The following is a 17,858-nucleotide window of genomic DNA, read 5'->3' as shown; positions in this document are numbered from 1 at the left end:
ATATCTCTGAAAAATTGCTTGCGGCAGTGTTTTTTTAATCCAGCTTCAGTACGGCGAGGAAGGCTTTCTGCGGCACTTCCACGTTACCGATTTGTTTCATTCGTTTTTTACCTCTTTTCTGTTTTTCAAGCAGTTTACGTTTACGGCTCACGTCGCCACCATAACACTTCGCGGTCACATCCTTACGAACCGCCTTAATGGTTTCACGAGAAATAATCTTCGCTCCGATAGCTGCCTGAATGGCAATATCAAACTGTTGACGCGGAATAAGTTCCTTCAACTTCTCACACATCCGGCGTCCCATATCGTAAGCATTGTCAATATGCGTCAAAGTGGAAAGCGCATCCACAGGCTCACCGTTCAAGAGGATATCCAACTTCACCAGTTTGGAAGTACGGAAACCATTCGGATGATAATCAAACGAAGCATACCCTTTAGAAATACTCTTCAACTTATCATAAAAGTCAATCACAATTTCTCCCAAAGGCATATTATAATAGATTTCCACCCGGTTACCGGAGATATATTCCTGTTTGATCAATTCACCACGTTTACCCAGACAAAGCGTCATGATAGGGCCGATATAATCGGTAGTAGTAATAATAGATGCTTTGATATACGGCTCTTCGATATGGTCAATCATCGTCGGGTCGGGCATACCACCAGGGTTATGCACTTCCTTCATATTACCTTGTTTATCATATATATGGTAAGAAACGTTCGGCACCGTAGTAATCACATTCATATCAAACTCACGGTCCAAGCGCTCCTGCACAATCTCCATGTGGAGCAATCCGAGGAAACCACAACGGAAGCCAAAACCCAAAGCCAACGAAGATTCCGGCTGGAAAGTCAAAGACGCGTCATTCAACTGCAACTTCTCCAAAGACGCACGGAGATCTTCAAAATCCTCCGCTTCAATCGGATAAACTCCGGCAAACACCATCGGCTTCACTTCCTCAAAACCGGCAATAGCCTTTTCACACGGACGGGCAATATGCGTAATGGTATCTCCCACTTTCACCTCTTTGGAAGTCTTGATACCGGAAATAATATATCCTACATCTCCCGTACGAAGTTCGTTACGAGGCACCATATCCATTTTCAACACCCCTACTTCATCGGCGTCATACTCTTTTCCCGTATTGAAGAACTTCACCTTGTCTCCCTTGCGAATCATACCGTTTTCGATCTTGAAATAGGCTATAATTCCGCGGAAAGAATTAAATACAGAGTCGAAAATCAAAGCCTGCAACGGAGCCTCTTCATCTCCTTCCGGATGAGGAATCCGCTCAATCACAGCCGCCAGTATCTCTTCCACTCCCATCCCCGTTTTGCCGGACGCACGGATTACTTCCTCCCGTTTGCAGCCCAACAATTCAACGATCTCATCTTCCACTTCTTCGGGATTGGCGCTCGCCATGTCACATTTATTAATCACCGGAATAATCTCAAGGTCATGCTCAATAGCCATATACAGATTTGAAATCGTCTGCGCCTGCACTCCCTGGGAAGCATCGACAATCAGCAACGCACCTTCACACGCAGCAATAGAACGCGATACCTCATACGAAAAGTCCACATGTCCCGGGGTGTCAATCAAGTTAAGGATATACTTTTCACCCTGATAAGTATATTCCATCTGGATAGCATGGCTCTTGATAGTGATCCCTCTTTCCTTCTCCAGATCCATATTATCAAGCATCTGCCCGGAAGTAACCTGAATGGTATGTGTAAACTCCAACAAACGGTCAGCCAAAGTCGACTTACCGTGGTCAATATGAGCAATAATGCAAAAGTTGCGTATATTCTTCATTCTGAATTCTTATTATTTTATCTTTTTGGTGTGCAAAGATACGTAAATGGCGGAATAAAAAAAAATGCGTTGATAACATTATGATTATGTACCAACGCATTTTTTTATTGCTTAAGTGAGTTACTCGCTTAGATCAATTTGATGAAGAGTTCACCTTCAACTTCTTCCACAGAGACTTTGTCTTCTCTCAATAACCAGCCAAGGCCGAGAAACAGATCTTTGTCAACCAATTTAGTTGCTTTTTTAAGCTGCTTGGCAGTCATTCCTTCTGTTTCGTTCAGTGCATTCCAGATAGTACCTGCAATTACACCAGCTTTTTCTTTCAACATTTGCTTTGCAATTTTAGTTAGACATGCTTAAAATCTTTCCAGCCATAAAGACTTTCAGATTTTATTTCGGAGGCAAAGATAGTTATTTTTATGTTATATAACACTTTATTGAGCACTTTTTTACCGTTTTTGTAATAAAAAAGCATTTTAGGAGCTCATTTTGGATGCTTTTCGAGATATTCCGACCAAATTCTTGCCGCTTCTTCAACCATTTTTGCACAGGGACGCTTGCTATAATATTGAGCAGTACGCTCTTCCGGAATAGTGGAGACCGGCTCTTTTTTCTTTAATCCCAACAATTCGCCACAAATCAGCGAGCCGTTACGCTTCTTAAATTCAGCCGCCAGTTCTTGCACTACCGCATAATTGGCAGCTTTTCCTTCCCGGTCAGTTGCTTCCGTAGCACCGGTTTCCAAGCCTGCCACCAGAAACATGCCGCAGGCAGCTCCACACGTTTCACGCATCCGTCCGATGCCCCCGCCAAAAGAAGCACTCATACGCAATGCCTGTTCCTGTGTAAATCCATACATGTCCGCAAAAGCCGCTACCACCGACTGTGAGCAGTTATATCCACTCCTAAAAAGCTCCACTGCTTTCTGTATTCTATCTTCCATAAACTATTTTGCATTTTTATTTTGTGCAAAAGTATAAAAAAGTATCTTTGTACCGGATAGGGCGTAAAGATTAAAATCAAAAAAAAGAAAATATGAACAAAACTATTTCATATAAAGAATCAACAGCCATTGCCATCCAAGCTATGATGAGCGCAGCCAGAAAGGATGAATATGCCGATAGGAAAAGAAAAAGTAATTTCCCTCAAAACAGAAAGAAACGTGATGTCACTCTTAAGGACATACGTGAATGGAACAAAAGAAGGAATTACAAAGAAGATACAGGAATTACAATCAATGCGATGATGGAATCAGCCATCAAAGATCCGTATGTTGATCTGAATCCACCATCCAAATTTTAAAAGACGGAAATTTATGGCTACAACATTTGATATTCAACTACCTCATTATTCGCGCGGATTTCACCTAATCACGCGCGATATTGTCTCACAGCTACCCGCACTTCCTGAAAGCGGCCTGCTGGTAGTCTTTATCAAACACACTTCTGCCGGACTGACCATCAACGAAAATGCAGACCCGGACGTACGGCATGACTTTCAGACGTTTTTTAATAAACTTGTCCCCGACGGTGCTCCCTACTTCATCCATACCCTTGAAGGCCCTGACGATATGAGTGCCCATATAAAAGCCTCCCTGATAGGAAGCTCGGTCACCATCCCCATCAAAAACCACCGTTTGAACTTAGGTACATGGCAAGGCGTCTACCTCGGCGAGTTTCGCGACGGAGGAGACACCCGTAAATTGAGTATTACCATTCTATAATATCTCCAGAGCCATCGGACAATGGTCGGAATGTACGGCCTCATTCAGGATATACGCCCGTTTCAACAGCGGGCGTACCGGTTCGCTGACCATACAATAATCAATTCTCCAGCCTTTATTCTTGGCACGCGAATTAAAACGATAGCTCCACCAGGTATATTCCTGTTTCTCCGGACAAAGCGTACGGAAAGAGTCCACATATCCCGCAGACAGGAAACGCGTCATCCATTCCCGTTCTTCAGGAAGGAAACCGCTGTTGGTCGCGTTCCGGACAGGGTCATGAATATCAATCGGCTCGTGACAGATATTATAATCACCGCAAAGAATCAAGTTGGGACGAGACTTCTGCAACTCCATCACATATTTCTGGAAATCTTCCAACCACCCCATTTTAAAGGCCTGGCGTTCATCCCCGCTTGTTCCCGAAGGGTGATAAACACTGACTACCGACAAGTCTCCGAAGTCCGCACGGATGAAACGTCCTTCATTATCGTATGCTTCCATTCCCATCCCATATTCCACATGGTCCGGTTCCCGCTTGGTAAGTATAGCCACTCCACTGTATCCCTTCTTCTGCGCCGAGTACAAATAAGACTTGTAGCCCAATGCTTCAAACACTTCTCCCGGATATTGGTCCGGTTGCAGTTTCGTCTCTTGCAGACAAAGAATATCAGGATTCTCCTGTGCCAGCCATTCCGGTAACCCTTTAGATACGGCTGCACGTAGTCCGTTCACGTTATAAGTAATAATTTTCATCATTCTATATTTATAAGTTCATGTTCATTTTATGAAAACAAAAGCATAATGTTCAGTACCGAAACGATAATAGCAATCGAGTACAACACGAACGTACTCCAACGACTATTGACATAATCGCCCATCACCTTTCGGGAAGACGTCAGTCCCACCTGTAAGAACACGGTGAAAGGCAATTGAATACTAAGTACCATCTGCGAAATAATCAATCCTTTAAAAGGATCTCCAATAAAGAAAATCAGCAATAAGGCAATTCCCAAAGATAAGAGAACTCCCACCTGCGAGTGACTGTCCTTGATATGATAAGACTCGCCGAAAATACCTGCAAAAATAGAACCTGCCGCCATTCCGCTCGTAATAGTTGACGAAATGCCCGCCATCAGCAATGCCAATGCAAATACAATTGCCGCATTACTTCCCAATAAAGGTTCGAGCAAAGACTTAGCCTGTTGCAGTTCCTCTACCTGAATACCGCTCTTAAAGAAAGTGGCGGCCGCCAGCAGAATCATGGCACTGTTAATCGCCCAACCTACAATCATTGAGAAAAGAGTGTCAAACAACTCATATTTCAATACCTTCTTAATAGAAGCATCATCTTTCTTATTGTACTCGTGACTCTGTATCACCTCCGAATGAAGGAACAGATTGTGAGGCATCACTACCGCTCCCAACACACTCATGATAATCAGCATACTACCTTTCGGGAAAGAAGGAGTCACCCACCCCGCCGTTGCAGCCGGCCAGTCTATTTCCACCAGAAACAATTCATAAATAAATGAAAGCCCGATAACAGAAACGAACGCAATGATGGAACGTTCTATCTTTTTATACGAATTAGTGAAAAGCATGATGGAGACAAAAAGCGTAGTCAATACAGCTCCCCATATAATAGGAATATCCAATAACATTTCCAACGCGATGGCACCTCCCAGAATTTCCGCCAGGGAAGTAGAGATCGACGCCAGTACTGCTGTGCCAAGAATAGGTCGTGACACCCATTTAGGGGTGTACTTAGTGGCCGCCTCCGAAAGGCAAAGTCCGGTAACGATTCCCAAGTGAGCAACGTTGTGCTGAAGGACAATCAGCATGATAGTAGACAAGGTAACCACCCAAAGCAAGGAATAGCCGAATTCGGAACCGGCGGCGAAATTAGAAGCCCAGTTTCCCGGATCAATAAATCCTACAGTAACCAGTAGCCCCGGACCAATATATTTAAAAACATCCAGTCCACCCAGATAGCGTTTATGATCTTTCCGTCTTAAGTCTTGAAAAATATTCTTCATTTTTGCATAATAGTTTATCCAGTACAAATATACTTATAAATAACGAGTGAGAATCAATTTTAGTTCAAAATACCGACCAATAAGTAGATGACCTATGGACACAGATGATACACTAATTATGAGGACATTATTATAAAAGGGTTGAGTAAGGACTACTCGAGAAAAAGAAATAAGGACTTTCTGCTAAAAAAATGACCTCCGACAAACCAATTGCCAGAGGCCACAAATCAATATATAATTTACATAAATGAAAAATCAATCAATATCCCATCTCATGCAATGCACGACATAATTGATCGGGACATGAAGTCGGTCTGCCACCACAACGCACTCCTTCAAGTTTTGTGATCACATCCGCTACCTTCATCCCTCTCACAAGGCGGGAAAGACCTTGAAGGTTACCATTACATCCTCCCCAGAAAGCAACTTCCTTCACCACTCCATCTTCCACATTCAGTTCGATATTCGTGCTGCAAGTCCCCTGGGTCTTATAAACATATTCCATAACCTGTCTTACTCCTCTTCCCCTTCTTCCGGTTGCATATTGGTATAGACAGTCTGCACGTCATCAAATTCTTCCAGACGTTCGATCATCTTATCCAATGTTTCGCGTTGTTCCGGAGTAACCTCTTTCAAGTCGTTCGGGATATAAGTGAAGTCTCCACCGACATCTTCAAAGCCACATTCTTCCAGATGCTTCTGAATAGCGGCGTAGCTCTTAGGATTACCATAGATAGTAATTGTTCCCTCTTCATCATCTTCTTCATATTCATCTTCCACGTCATAGTCGATCAGATCGAGAATCAGTTCTTCCATATCCAATCCGTCTTTCTTCTTGAAAGTGAACACACATTTGTGGTCGAAAAGGAACGCAAGAGAACCCATTGTACCCAGATTGCCACCGAACTTATTGAATACCGAACGAACATCAGCCACCGTACGAGTTGTGTTGTCTGTCAATGTATCTACAAACACAGCAATACCGTGAGGGCCGTATCCTTCATAAGTCATACTCTTGTAGTCGCTCTGGTCTTTACCCATTGCGTTTTTGATAGCACGTTCAATGTTATCTTTCGGCATGTTTTCACGCTTACAAGTAGCGATCACCGAACGCAGCGTCGGGTTGTTTTCAGGTTCCGGACCGCCTGCCTTTACAGCGATAGCGATTTGTTTACCCAGTCTTGTAAAAGTTTTAGCCATGTGACCCCATCTTTTCAGTTTAGCGGCCTTTCTATATTCAAATGCTCTTCCCATTGGTTTATATTTTTAATAATGACAATTTTAAGTTTATCTAAGTTTGGCACCCAGTTTATCTTCCAGGTTCTTCACCAGTTTCGACATGATCTTATCAATCATCTTATCATTCAAAGTCTGGTTTTCATCTTGAAGCAGGAAGCTCACCGCATACGACTTCTTACCCGCTTCGAGGTTCTTACCTTCATATACATCAAAAAGCTCCACCTCTTTCAACAGCTTCTTCTCTGTTTCGTATGCAATCTTTTCGATTTCGGCAAATTGTATATTCTTATCAAGCAACAATGCCAAGTCGCGTTTCACAGCAGGGAATTTGGAGATTTCCTTGTAGCTGATCTTCACAGAACGGATGGCTTTCATCAATTCCTTCCAGTTCAAGTCGGCGTAATATACTTCATTGTCGATATCAAATGCTTTCAACAGCTTCTTAGTTACAATACCGAAAGAAGCAAGACGTTTTCCGCCCTTCGTGTTGACAGAGAGTGCGGCAGCAAAAACATCGTCTGTCAGATTACCTACAACCAGATTGTGCAAATCCAGTCCCAGACGCTTCAATATATTTTCTACATAAGCCTTCAATTCATACACCGAACTGTTCTCATCCGCATGCGCCCATGAATTGGAAACCTTCTTACCGGTTACCCACAAGCCCAAGTGATAATCTTCCGAATAAGGAGCCAGTACCTTCTCTTCGTTCTTCTTGTCAGCATTGAAATAATAACAGTTACCGAATTCGAAGAATTTCAAATCAGCGTTCTTACGATTGGCATTATGAGCAATGCTTTCCAGTCCGCCGAACAGCAAGGTCTGACGCATAGCGTTCAGATCAGCACTCAACGGATTGAGCAACATCACCAGGTGATTGGACGGATAAGCCTCCAACCCATCATAATAAGCAGCACGAGTCAGTGAGTTGTTCAGAATTTCATTGAATCCACAACCCACCAGTTGTTCTGCAATCAGATTCTGCAATTTATTCGACTTGTCGTGCTCACCCTTTGTAGTCAGACTGGAGTTCAACGTAGTCGGAATTTCCACATTATTATATCCATAGATACGAAGAATATCTTCAATCACATCGCAATCACGCTGCACGTCTACACGATAAGGAGGAACAGCCAATGTCAGTCCTTCTGCCGTTTCATTGGTAATCTTCATTTCCAAGCTAGTCACAATGCTCTTGATTGTCTCTACCGGAATCACTTTACCTACCAAAGAATGTACTTTTTCGTAAGCAAGATCGACAATAAAATCCTGTGCAGGAGTAGTGAATACATCTTTTATTTCAGAAGAAATCGTACCGCCAGCCAGTTCTTTCACCATCAAAGTAGCCAGTTTCAGGCAATAAATCACGCCGTTCGGATCGATACCACGTTCGAAACGGAAAGAAGCATCCGTATTCAAGCCATGACGACGAGCCGTCTTACGCACCCATGTAGGATGGAAATAAGCACTTTCGATGAATACGTCTGTCGTGGCTTCCGTAGAACCGGAGTCCAGTCCGCCGAATACGCCGGCAATACACATGGCCTCTTCCTTGTTGCAAATCATCAGGTCGCGTTCGTTCAACTTACGCTCCACTTCATCCAACGTAACGAACGGAGTACCTTCGGGCATTGTTTTCACAATCACTTCATTGCCTTTAATCTTTCCGGCATCGAAGCAATGCAACGGCTGACCGAAAGCATGAACGATATAGTTCGTAATATCCACTACATTATTAATAGGGCGCACACCGATCAGGCGCAATTTGTTTTGCAGCCATTCCGGACTCTCCTTCACCGTTACACCTTTCACGGTAACACCGGCATAATGCGGACAAGCTTCGCTGTTTTCAACCTTCACTTCGATATTCAAGTCATGGTTTTCCACTTTAAAGCCATCCACTGACGGGCGCTGTAAAGTTGCCTGACGACCGTTCTGAATCAGATAAGCATACAGGTCACGAGCTACCCCATAGTGAGAGCAGGCATCCGCACGGTTAGGCGTGATGTCCACTTCCAGTACATAATCGCTCTTGATATTATAATAATCCTTGGCAAGCGTACCCGGAACAGCAGTTTCCGGCAATACGATGATACCTGCATGATCCGTACCGATCCCGATTTCGTCTTCAGCACAAATCATACCTGTAGATTCTACCCCACGGATTTTTGATTTCTTGATGGTAAAACATTCGTCACCGTCATAAAGTTTCGTACCTAAAGTAGCTACCACCACTTTCTGTCCGGCAGCCACATTCGGGGCACCACAAACAATCTGTACCGGTTCACCGTCTCCCAGATTAACAGTAGTAATATGCAAATGGTCAGAATTAGGATGTTCCGTGCAGGTCAGCACTTCACCGATCACAAGTCCTTCCAAACCACCTTTAATGGTTTGCACTTCTTCTACACCACCTGTTTCCAAGCCGATAGAAGTCAACGCAGCAGCCGTTTCATCGGGCGTCAGGTCGAAGTTGACATACTCTTTCAGCCAGTTATAAGAGATATTCATATACTTAATTTTTTATTGTTTCTCAAAAAGATTCGCAAAGTTAATAAGATTTTTCGGTTGACCGAGAAGGTTTGATAAAAAATTGCGCGTTATTTCACCACAGGGACGCAACTAGAACGGCAAAGGTCCATCCCCCGGTGCTCCGAACGGATTCGCTGTCTGCGGTGCAAAATCAGGCGCGGGAGGAGGTACGGAACCTGCATTACCTGTATTCATTTTCGATCCTAACATAGCCCCGGCAGGCTCACCCGGCATCGGGATAACCATATCGTCCTCCGGATTGGAGAAACGGGTAAATTCTCCCTTAAACCGGAGCAACACCTCGCCTACCGCACCATTACGATGCTTGGCGATGACAATCTCCGCCATACCACGCAGGTCATTACCACGATCATCCTGATAAATCTTATAGTATTCCGGACGGTGGATAAAGCACACCATATCGGCATCCTGCTCGATGGCTCCCGATTCACGAAGGTCACTCAACTGCGGACGTTTACCATCAATACCTTCACGACTTTCCACACCACGATTCAACTGCGACAGTGCGATAATCGGAATATTCAACTCTTTCGCCAGTCCTTTCAACGAACGGGAAATGGTACTAACCTCTTCCTGACGGCTACCAAACGCCATACCGCTCGCATTCATCAACTGAAGGTAGTCAATAATAATGATTCTCACCCCATGTTCACGTACCAGACGACGCGCTTTCGTTCGAAGTTCAAATACAGACAGAGACGGAGTATCATCCACGTAAAGCGGTGCATCCATCAGATTCTTCAGTTTATAGTCCAATTGCTGCCATTCATAATTTGCCAACTGTCCACTTTTGATCTTCTCACTCGGAATCTCACAGACATTCGCAATCAAACGGTTCACCAACTGAACGTTACTCATTTCAAGCGAGAACAACGCCACCGGGTTCCGATAATCGACAGCAATATTCTTAGCCATAGAAAGGACAAAGGCGGTCTTACCCATCGCAGGACGTGCAGCGATAATGATAAGGTCGGAATTCTGCCAACCGGAAGTCATCTTGTCTAGCTTTGTAAAACCACTCTCAAGACCACTCAAACCGTCGGTTCGCGCCGCAGCCTTCTGAATCAGCTTATAGGCTTCGTCAATCACCGGATTGATCTGCGTATAATCCTTTTTCATGTTCTGCTGCGAAATCTCAAAAAGTTTACCTTCCGCTTCCTGCATCAAGTCGTCCACATCCAGCGTTTCATCGAACGCCTTACTCTGGATATTGCTTGTAAACGTAATCAGCTCACGCGCCAGAGATTTCTGTGCAATAATACGGGCGTGATACTCAATATGCGCTGATGAAGCCACCTTACTACTCAATTGAGTAATATAGAACGGGCCTCCCACCTCTTCCAGTTCTCCGCGTTTGCTAAGTTGTTCCTTTACAGTCAGAATATCCACCGGCTTCTGATTCACCGCAAGATCGGTGATGGCAGAATAAATCAACTGATGTCGGTGTTCGTAAAAAGATTCGGGACGAAGAATCTCACTCACCAATGAGTAAGCATCCTTTTCAATCATCAAAGCTCCCAGAACTGCTTCTTCCAGTTCAGGTGCCTGCGGCTGAATACGTCCATAATCATTTACCGGTTGTACCTTAGTAGACTTTGTATTGCGGGTATTTCTTTTCTGTTCGGCCATCGAGGTATTTACTATTTTACAATTTACTATTTACTATTTTGCGACCGGACAGACTCCTTTATAACAGAGTTTTTCCAGTCGGGACGACAAAGATAGAATATAATCATGAAGAATGGATAAGGAAAAATGAAGATTTTACTAACTTTGCTCCCGAATTACATTCAACACATGATTAATTGTCATGTGCGGCACTGCAAATAGTAAATCGTAAATTGAAAAATAGTAAATAACCTTATGCTCGCTTTTCCTAATATCAAAATAAACCTGGGACTTTCCATCACGGAAAAACGCCCGGACGGATATCACAATCTGGAAACCGTTTTCTATCCGGTAGCCCTCGAGGACGCTCTCGAAATCCGTACTTCTTCTGAAACAGAAAAGAAGATTACCCTCCACCAGTATGGCATGGAGATAGCCGGCAATCCGGAAGACAACCTGGTGGCAAAGGCCTATTCATTGCTGGATAAGGAGTTTCATCTTCCCCCTGTCGAAATTCATTTATATAAGCATATTCCCTCGGGAGCCGGACTGGGGGGCGGTTCATCCGATGCCGCTTTTATGCTGAAGTTGCTCAACGATCATTTTCAGCTGGAATTATCTGAAGAACAGCTGGAGGTATATGCCGCCACTTTGGGAGCGGACTGTGCTTTCTTTATTAAAAACAAGCCGACCTATGCCGAAGGAATCGGAAACCTGTTCTCACCAATCGAGCTTTCATTAAGCGGTTACCAAATCATGATTGTCAAACCGAACGTTTTCGTTTCTACCCGGGAAGCTTTTTCAAATATTCATCCCCACCGTCCGGAATATCCGGTCAAAGAGGCAATCCTGCGTCCAGTTGCAGAATGGAAGGATATCCTAATCAATGATTTTGAAGCAAGTGTATTCCCGCAACATCCCGTTATTGGGGAAATTAAAAGAGAACTCTATCATCAAGGAGCGATCTACGCCTCCATGAGCGGCTCCGGCTCTTCAGTGTTCGGACTGTTCGCCCCCGGAACTTCTTTACCGGAAACAATAGGAGAAAGCGACGTTTTCTGTTTCAAAGGAAAGCTATAAACATAGTTTTGTTCGCCCAGTATGGGCGAACAAAAAACGGTACCACGACTCACGTCGTAGTACCGTCACAACACAAACACAAAATAAAACACGACAAAACTACTATGCAATCTTTCCTGTCTATGCCGGGGAGGCATAAGTACTATTTACGTATATTCGCATACTCATAAACAGCTTCAGGTCGATTAGCATCAAATAAACAAATCGCATGCACGATTTGTTTAATCTTTTATGTTTATTTTAAAACAAATCTCTTTTATTGAATCCCTCTTTCACGAAGTTTCAGCTGCCAGTTCCATGCAGAACGTAAAGTATCTTCCAAAGTTTCTACAGCCTTCCAACCCAGTTCCTGGTTTGCGAAATCCGGATTCGCCCAAACTTTTTCAATGTCGCCTGCACGACGTCCGACAATCTGATAATTCAATTTTACGCCGGTGGCTCTTTCAAAGCCATTTATTAATTCCAATACAGAAACGCCACGTCCTGTACCGATATTGAACACTTCCACTTTTTCTTTTTGTGTCTTTTCCAAGATACGACGGATAGCGATCACGTGGGCTTTAGCCAAGTCAACAACATTGATAAAGTCACGGATACAAGAACCGTCCGGTGTATCATAATCATCACCAAACACACTTAGTTTCTCACGGATGCCGATGGCGGTTTGGGTCAGATATGGAATCAGGTTTTGAGGAACCCCATTAGGCAGTTCACCCAGCAATGCCGTAGGATGCGCACCAATCGGATTGAAATAGCGCAGCATAATCGCATTGATCGGAGCACCTGAAGCTACCGTATCACGAATAATCTCTTCATTGATCTGTTTCGTATTTCCGTATGGCGATTCCGCTTTCTTAATCGGAGCCTTTTCTGTCACCGGCAATTCATCCGGCTGGCCATATACCGTACAGGAAGAAGAGAACACAATACCTTCTACTCCATGTTTTGGCATCAGTTCGAGAAGGTTAATCAAAGAAACCAGGTTATTACGGTAGTAAAGCAACGGTTTCTGTACCGATTCTCCTACTGCTTTGCTCGCTGCAAAGTGAATGATCGCCTTAATTCCTTTATATTTTGTAAATACTGCATCAAGACCAGCAAAGTCCAGGCAATCCAGCTTTTCAAAAACTGGGCGAATACCGGAAACTTTCTCTATATTGTCAACAACGTCAGCACTTGAATTTGATAAATTATCGATGATGATTACTTCATATCCACTGTTTTGTAGTTCTACAACAGTATGAGACCCTATGTATCCTGTCCCGCCTGTTACTAAAATTCTTTCTTTCATATACTTTATAAAAATGGTTAGTTTCTCGGCTTATCATTGTTTGAGTTACAAATGTATGGAAATAAAATGGAATAGCAATAATTTGCCACAATTTTATTTGCTGAAAAGTAATTTAGGTACGATTGGGTGGCAATCAGGTATAAAAAAGAATTGGAAACTCAAAGCTGTATGACGCCATACAGCAGAGCTTCCAATCCCCTATTTAATTATCAACTGTAAATCCTTACACCACGCCGGAGAATCCCATGAATGCCATAGCAAGCAAACCGGCGGTAATCAAGGCAATCGGAGTGCCTTGCATTCCTTTAGGTACTTTCACGAGGCTCATCTGTTCGCGCAATCCGGCAAAAAGCACCAGTGCCAGACCGAAACCGATGGCCGTAGAAAACGCGTACACAACACCTGTCAGCAGGTCGTAGTCTTTCTGAATCACCAGGATAGCCACACCAAGAATACAACAGTTGGTTGTAATCAAAGGCAAGAACACGCCCAAAGCCTGATACAGAGCAGGCGATACTTTTTTCAGAATGATTTCCACCATCTGCACCAATCCGGCAATGACCAGAATGAACGTAATCGTCTGCAAATATCCCAGCCCGAAAACATCCAACACAAACTTCTGAATCAGGAAGGTAACGATGGTAGCGATGGTCAACACGAAAGCAACCGCAGCGCTCATACCCATCGCAGTCTCTACTTTCTTAGATACGCCCAGGAACGGACAGATACCCAAGAACTGCGACAACACGATGTTGTTTACAAAGATTGCCGAAATAAATATCAATATATATTCCATATTCTTTTCTTATTTAATTGAATTAGGCTTTCTTGAAACTGTTAATCAGCGCAATGAGGTATCCCAAAGCGATGAAAGCACCCGGAGCCAATACAAATACCAACATTCCATATTCTTCCGGCATGATGGTCAGATCGAAAATCTTACCGGTTCCCAGAAATTCACGGACAGCACCCAGCAATGTCAGGGCAATGGTGAAACCAAGTCCCATGCCGATACCGTCGAACATAGAAGCAACTGCGTTATTCTTGGCGGCGAATGCTTCGGCACGTCCCAACACAATACAGTTCACTACAATCAACGGGATGAAAAGTCCGAGCGTAGCGTACAGTCCCGGCACGTATGCCTGCATCACCATTTGAAGCAAGGTTACGAAAGACGCGATCACCACGATAAACGACGGGATACGCACCATATCCGGAATCAGGTTCTTGATTAAAGAGATCACCACATTCGAGCAGATCAAAACGAACATGGTAGCCAGTCCCATACCCATACCATTGATGGCCGACGAAGTCGTACCCAATGTAGGACACATACCGAGCAGGAGTACAAACGTAGGATTCTCTTTGATAATCCCGTTCATCATTACTTTAAAGTTATTCATATCTGTCTCCTTTCTTATTTAGCACTGACCGAATCAGTAAGTTCAACTTTTATCGTAGCTCCCGTAGCAGTGTCAGAGTCTGCGCCTGTAGCCTTTTGAGAAGCACCGCTGACACCATTCACTTTACCACCTTCTGCCTTATAAGCCTGATAAGCAGCATTTACAGCATTCAAAAACGCACGTGAAGTAATGGTAGAAGCTGTAATGGCATCCACCGCTCCCCCATCTTTGCTGACGGTCAACGGAGCTTCACCCGGATTCATCCCCAAAATAGACTTTTTACTCTCTTCATGAGACACAGCCTGTTCTCCCTTGGCCGGGTCGTATGCTCCGAACCATTTGTCGGCTTTAGAACCCAGTCCCGGAGTTTCCGCGTGAGCGAGTAACGAGTAATTATAGATTTTACCTTCGGCGTTAAAGCCTACCAACACTTTCAGTTCGCCACCAAATCCCATTGATTTAGCTTCGACGGCCGTTCCTACAAGTTCTTCGCCATTTTTAGCCGGATAAACGATAAAGTCAACATTCTTCTTTCCGTCTTTCTCGCTGAAGATCGTATCGCTTTCCGCTACCGGATTATTGGTAAATTCGGGAAGAACCTTTTTCAAAGCCTCGTTCAGTGTCTTCGCATTCGCTTCGGCAATGGGGCCTTTTGTCAGTTCATTTACATAAGCCAGCAACGCTACGGAGACAGCAGTCACGCCCGTAAGTACCAGCAACATATTCTTTAAAGATGATTCTAACTTTTTCATTTCTTCTTCGCTACCTCCCCAAAGCGTTTTGGTTTACAATAGGTATTAATCAGCGGAGTGAACGCATTCATAATCAGGATGGCGAACGACATACCTTCGGGATAAGCACCGAACAGACGGATGACAACCGTCAGCAGACCGATACATACACCATAAATCAACATTCCTTTCTTACTCATCGGAGAAGTCACATAGTCGGTTGCCATAAAGACAGCACCCAGCATCAGACCACCGGAGAGCAACTGCAATATCGGAGAAACATATTTTTCCGGATCTGCCAAGTGCATGATACCTGCAAAGATAAACACGGTAGCCAGGATAGACACAGGAATATGCCAGGTAATGATCTTCTTCCAGAGCATATAAACCAGTCCGATCAATAGAGCCAATGCACTCACTTCACCCAAGCATCCGCCATTCTGTCCGATCAGCAAACTCAATGCATCCGGAATCTGGTTTAAAGCATCCATAGCCGCACTTTTATCTGCAGCATGAATCGCTTGTTTCATCAATGCCAGCGGAGTGGCACCGGTGGTAGCATCCGTATAGGCGGTCAACTGTCCGACTACCGGCCAGCTGGTCATCTGTACCGGGAAAGAAAGCAACAGGAACACACGTCCTGCCAGTGCCGGATTAAAAGGATTGCAACCTAATCCGCCGAAAGACATTTTTCCTACACCGATAGCAAACAGTGCACCCAGAATGATAATCCAGATAGGGAGATTAGACGGTAAGTTGAATGCCAGCAACACACCTGTGATGATGGCAGAGCCGTCGCAGATGGTGGTGGTAGGTTTCTTCATTAAATATTTCCCGATCGCCCATTCGAAGAACAAACAAGCTGCAACGGAAGTAGCCGTGACAATCAGGGCACCCAGTCCGAAGAAATAGAGAGACACCAGAAAAGCCGGAATCAGTGCGATCAGCACGCCATACATATTTTTCTGTACGCTGTCTCCGCCATGAACGTGGGGTGATAGTGATACGATTAATTTATTTTCCATATTCGTTATTTTTTAGCTTGACGTGCACGAATCATAGCACCTACTTTGCCTTTGCCCAGACGACAGTAGTCGAGCAACGGACGGTTGGCAGGACAAGTGAACTGGCAAGAGCCGCACTCGATACAATCCATGATTCTTTCTTTTTCCATTGTTTCAAAATCTCCGTTTTCGGACAAGGCTCCGAGCAAGTACGGTTCCAGTCCCATCGGACAGGCACTCACGCACTTCGCGCAACGGATACAAGTCTGCGCCTCACCACGTTTGGCTTCCTTCTGATTCATAATCAGGATACCGGAACTGCCCTTCGCAGTAGGAACCTCGATATTTACGAGCGCCTTACCCATCATCGGACCGCCACCGATCACCTTACCCGTATCTTCGGGCAGACCACCGCAAGCGTCAATCAACTGTTTCATCGGTGTACCGATACGAGCCAGGAAGTTGGAAGGTTTCGCAACCGACTTTCCTGTCACGGTAATCACACGTTCGAACAACGGCTTATTTTTCTGTACAGCTTCATAAACGGCAAATGCTGTTCCCACGTTCTGCACGACTGCTCCCGTAGAGATAGGCAATGCACCGCTCGCCACCTGACGTTTGGTAATCGCGTCGATCAGCTGCTTTTCACCTCCTTGCGGATATTTCACCTTCAAGGGCACTACTTCGATACCTGCATAGCTGGAAGCCACTTTGGTCATCAGTTCGATAGCATCCGGCTTATTATTTTCGATTCCGATAAATGCCTTGTTCACTTTCACCGCTTTCATCAGGATAGAAACCCCCACCATGATTTCTTCCGCGTGTTCCAGCATCAGCTGATGGTCGGCAGTCAGGTAAGGTTCACACTCTACGGCATTGATAATCACACATTCAGCCTTGAAAGAAGGAGGAGGACAAAGTTTCACCTGCGTAGGGAAACAAGCACCGCCCAGACCTACGATTCCAGCATCGGCAATCTTCTTCACGATCTCTTCTGCGGAAAGTTCACACTCTTTCACCAGTGTGGTGCTACGGTCGATTGTTTCTTCCCATTCGTCGCCTTCCACATCAATGAAGATGGCAGGTTTCGCATAACCGCTGGCATCGACTATGGTATCAATCTTCGCCACTTTACCACTGACCGAAGAGTGAATTGCTGCCGAAACAAAGCCGGCAGGTTCGGCAATCCGTGTGCCTACCTTTACCACATCCCCTTTCGCTACAACCGGTTTTGCAGGCGCACCGATATGCTGCCCCAGCAAAATAACAGCCTTTGCAGGAACTTCCGCTGTGATAATAGGTTGATGTGCCGACAATTTATTTTCGTGTGGATGAACTCCACCAATTGAAAATGTCTTTAACATACAGTTC

At 44.5% G+C, this 17,858-nt stretch carries 18 protein-coding genes and 1 pseudogene; 4 read left to right on the top strand and 15 right to left on the bottom strand.

The features are described 5' to 3' along the window. Positions 1-34: 34 nt before the first annotated feature. From lepA to HMPREF0106_RS16935, 3 genes are all read right to left on the bottom strand, one after another. Positions 35-1,816 (bottom strand): translation elongation factor 4, encoded by a 1,782-nt coding sequence (lepA, locus tag HMPREF0106_RS16925; RefSeq protein WP_004312779.1) that lies wholly within the window; start codon positions 1,814-1,816, stop codon positions 35-37. A 128-nt stretch (positions 1,817-1,944) separates the two neighbouring features. Further along, positions 1,945-2,145 (bottom strand): winged helix-turn-helix domain-containing protein, encoded by a 201-nt coding sequence (locus HMPREF0106_RS16930; RefSeq protein WP_004295603.1) that lies wholly within the window; start codon positions 2,143-2,145, stop codon positions 1,945-1,947. 155 nt (positions 2,146-2,300) lie between these two features. Continuing rightward, positions 2,301-2,759, bottom strand: coding sequence for a C-GCAxxG-C-C family protein (locus HMPREF0106_RS16935; RefSeq protein ID WP_009039492.1), 459 nt, complete (start codon positions 2,757-2,759; stop codon positions 2,301-2,303). Positions 2,760-2,851: 92 nt separating this feature from the next. Between HMPREF0106_RS16935 and HMPREF0106_RS16940 the strand changes: the two genes are divergently transcribed. After that, a complete protein-coding gene (locus HMPREF0106_RS16940; RefSeq protein WP_008022690.1) occupies positions 2,852-3,118 on the top strand; it encodes a hypothetical protein in 267 nt (88 codons plus the stop codon). A gap of 13 nt (positions 3,119-3,131) precedes the next feature. Further along, positions 3,132-3,539: a secondary thiamine-phosphate synthase enzyme YjbQ gene (locus tag HMPREF0106_RS16945; RefSeq protein ID WP_008022692.1), complete on the top strand. Its 408-nt coding sequence runs from the start codon at positions 3,132-3,134 to the stop codon at positions 3,537-3,539. On the opposite strand, the gene HMPREF0106_RS16950 is transcribed toward HMPREF0106_RS16945, so the two are convergent. Together HMPREF0106_RS16950 and HMPREF0106_RS16955 are read right to left on the bottom strand one after the other, a co-directional pair. Beyond that, positions 3,534-4,295, bottom strand: a complete 762-nt coding sequence (locus tag HMPREF0106_RS16950) for an exodeoxyribonuclease III (protein ID WP_032851206.1) — start codon at positions 4,293-4,295, stop codon at positions 3,534-3,536. The two genes, HMPREF0106_RS16945 and HMPREF0106_RS16950, sit on opposite strands and share 6 nt — an antisense overlap. 29 nt (positions 4,296-4,324) lie before the next feature. Beyond that, a complete protein-coding gene (locus HMPREF0106_RS16955) occupies positions 4,325-5,578 on the bottom strand; it encodes an Nramp family divalent metal transporter (protein ID WP_008022695.1) in 1,254 nt (417 codons plus the stop codon). On the opposite strand from HMPREF0106_RS16955, the pseudogene HMPREF0106_RS28410 reads away from it, so the two are divergent. Next, positions 5,557-5,628, top strand: a pseudogene (locus tag HMPREF0106_RS28410) (hypothetical protein); the annotation flags it as partial. The gene HMPREF0106_RS16955 and the pseudogene HMPREF0106_RS28410 overlap by 22 nt on opposite strands. A 209-nt stretch (positions 5,629-5,837) precedes the next feature. On the opposite strand, the gene HMPREF0106_RS16960 reads toward HMPREF0106_RS28410, so the two are convergent. The 4 genes from HMPREF0106_RS16960 to dnaB all read right to left on the bottom strand — a co-directional run bounded on the left by HMPREF0106_RS16960 (position 5,838) and on the right by dnaB (position 10,999). Then, positions 5,838-6,083, bottom strand: a complete 246-nt coding sequence (locus HMPREF0106_RS16960; RefSeq protein WP_008022698.1) for a TIGR03905 family TSCPD domain-containing protein — start codon at positions 6,081-6,083, stop codon at positions 5,838-5,840. Positions 6,084-6,091: 8 nt separating this feature from the next. Beyond that, positions 6,092-6,832, bottom strand: a complete 741-nt coding sequence (locus HMPREF0106_RS16965) for a YebC/PmpR family DNA-binding transcriptional regulator (RefSeq protein ID WP_008022700.1) — start codon at positions 6,830-6,832, stop codon at positions 6,092-6,094. Between the two features lie 33 nt (positions 6,833-6,865). Next, the gene (gene pheT / locus HMPREF0106_RS16970; protein ID WP_009039490.1) at positions 6,866-9,328 is read right to left on the bottom strand and encodes a phenylalanine--tRNA ligase subunit beta; all 2,463 of its coding nucleotides are present in this window, start codon (positions 9,326-9,328) and stop codon (positions 6,866-6,868) included. A 111-nt stretch (positions 9,329-9,439) separates the two neighbouring features. Continuing rightward, entirely contained in the window at positions 9,440-10,999 is a 1,560-nt protein-coding gene (gene dnaB, locus HMPREF0106_RS16975; protein WP_009039489.1) for a replicative DNA helicase, read from the bottom strand. Positions 11,000-11,233: 234 nt separating this feature from the next. Between dnaB and ispE the strand changes: the two genes are divergently transcribed. Further along, entirely contained in the window at positions 11,234-12,058 is an 825-nt protein-coding gene (ispE, locus tag HMPREF0106_RS16980; protein WP_009039488.1) for a 4-(cytidine 5'-diphospho)-2-C-methyl-D-erythritol kinase, read from the top strand. A gap of 256 nt (positions 12,059-12,314) precedes the next feature. Here the strand turns inward: ispE and galE are convergent, their stop codons facing one another. The 6 genes from galE to rsxC form a co-directional block, all read right to left on the bottom strand. Beyond that, positions 12,315-13,349: a UDP-glucose 4-epimerase GalE gene (gene galE / locus HMPREF0106_RS16985; RefSeq protein ID WP_009039487.1), complete on the bottom strand. Its 1,035-nt coding sequence runs from the start codon at positions 13,347-13,349 to the stop codon at positions 12,315-12,317. A gap of 223 nt (positions 13,350-13,572) precedes the next feature. Continuing rightward, positions 13,573-14,145 carry an electron transport complex subunit RsxA gene (gene rsxA / locus HMPREF0106_RS16990; RefSeq protein ID WP_004303570.1) on the bottom strand — a complete coding sequence of 191 codons (573 nt, stop codon included), beginning with the start codon at positions 14,143-14,145 and terminating at the stop codon, positions 13,573-13,575. Positions 14,146-14,167: 22 nt separating this feature from the next. Beyond that, entirely contained in the window at positions 14,168-14,752 is a 585-nt protein-coding gene (rsxE, locus tag HMPREF0106_RS16995) for an electron transport complex subunit RsxE (protein ID WP_004295586.1), read from the bottom strand. 14 nt (positions 14,753-14,766) lie between these two features. Continuing rightward, positions 14,767-15,504, bottom strand: a complete 738-nt coding sequence (locus tag HMPREF0106_RS17000; protein ID WP_009039486.1) for an RnfABCDGE type electron transport complex subunit G — start codon at positions 15,502-15,504, stop codon at positions 14,767-14,769. Beyond that, entirely contained in the window at positions 15,501-16,508 is a 1,008-nt protein-coding gene (locus HMPREF0106_RS17005; protein WP_008022713.1) for an RnfABCDGE type electron transport complex subunit D, read from the bottom strand. Before HMPREF0106_RS17005 ends, HMPREF0106_RS17000 begins: the two co-directional genes overlap by 4 nt. Positions 16,509-16,513: 5 nt before the next feature. Further along, on the bottom strand, positions 16,514-17,851 hold the full coding sequence (gene rsxC, locus HMPREF0106_RS17010; RefSeq protein WP_004309220.1) for an electron transport complex subunit RsxC: 1,338 nt from the start codon (positions 17,849-17,851) through the stop codon (positions 16,514-16,516). Positions 17,852-17,858 lie beyond the last annotated feature (7 nt).

The sequence above is a fragment of the Bacteroides sp. D22 genome (genome assembly GCF_000163675.1).
Classification (GTDB): domain Bacteria; phylum Bacteroidota; class Bacteroidia; order Bacteroidales; family Bacteroidaceae; genus Bacteroides; species Bacteroides xylanisolvens.
The sequence above is the reverse complement of the archived record's forward strand: the minus strand, read 5'-3'. Positions and strand labels throughout refer to the sequence as shown.